Here is a 1,285-nt window from a genome sequence, read left to right as displayed (position 1 = left end):
CCACCGTCGGCATCGATCTGGCCAAAAGCATCTTTCAGGTTCACGCCGTCGATGCAGTTGGGCACGTCGTCGTGCGCAAGGCCTTGAGGCGGGCGCAGGTCGTGCCGTTCTTCGCCAAGCTGCCGCGATGCCTGGTCGGCATGGAGGCGTGCGGCACAGCGCACCACTGGGCCCGGGAGCTCATGAGCCTCGGCCACGACGTGCGGCTGATGCCGCCGGCTTACGTGAAGCCGTACGTCAAGCGCGGCAAGACCGATGCGAACGATGCCGCAGCCATCTGTGAGGCGGTGACGCGCCCGAGCATGCGCTTCGTGCCCGTGAAGTCGACCGAGCAGCAGGCGGCGCTGGCGCTGCACCGGACGCGCGACCTGCTGGTCAAGCAACGCACGCAGCTGGTGAACATGATCCGCGGCCTGCTCGCTGAGTTTGGGATCGAGATGGCGCGGGGCCTGCGGCACGCGCTCGAACTGGCGGCCCGACTCTCGGCCGGCGACGCGGCCGAGGTGCCGCCGTTAGCCCAGCGCGTGGTGACCGGGTTGGCCGATCAGATCGGTGCCTTGCAGATCCAACTCACCCGACTGGAGAAGGAGTTGCTCGCCTGGCATCGGGACAGCGACCTGTCGCAGCGCCTGGCGACGATCCCGGGTGTCGGCATCGTGTCGGCAACCGCGTTGGCCGCCTCGGTGAGCGAGCCCGGACGCTTCCGCTCCGGTCGGCAGTTCGCGGCCTCGTTGGGCCTGACACCGCTGCAGAACTGCAGTGGCGGCAAGGAGCGCCTGGGCCGGATCTCGCGCATGGGCGACCGCTACCTGCGCCGGCTGCTCGTGGTCGGCATGACCTCTCTGATCCGGCGTGCGAAGACGACACCGACCTCGGTCGACCCGCGGCTGCCGGCGCTGCTGCAGCGTAAGCCGGTGCGCGTGGTGACCGTGGCGGCGGCCAATCGCACGGCGCGGGTCGCCTGGGCGATCATGACCCGCGGCGGCACCTACCGCGCACCGGCGGCCACGGCCGCCTGACAGCACGCAAAGGAGACGTTTCCAGGTTGCGAGGACGATGAGAGTTGATGGCGAACCGGTCAGACCGGGAGCCGGGACACCCCGCCGCCTGTCCAGGGCGTCATAGCCCGCGAAGCAGAGTGGGACCCAGCTCGCGGATACCATCAGGGCCAGCGGTCAACATGAACGACTGCATCGAAAGGCCGGACACAAGACTGCACCCGACCAACGCGTCAGAAGCTCAATTCGCCACTTGCAATGCGGGAGCCATCCACACAGGACAGGCG

At 68.6% G+C, this 1,285-nt stretch carries 1 protein-coding gene; it reads left to right on the top strand.

Annotated elements, in window-relative coordinates:
- The coding region (locus ACLBYB_RS32600) for an IS110 family transposase (protein WP_447701352.1) at positions 1-1,019 on the top strand (1,019 nt) is incomplete at its 5' end.
- Positions 1,020-1,285: the final 266 nt, after the last annotated feature.

The organism is Methylobacterium sp. D54C, from assembly GCF_053345595.1.
The sequence above is the reverse complement of the archived record's forward strand: the minus strand, read 5'-3'. Positions and strand labels throughout refer to the sequence as shown.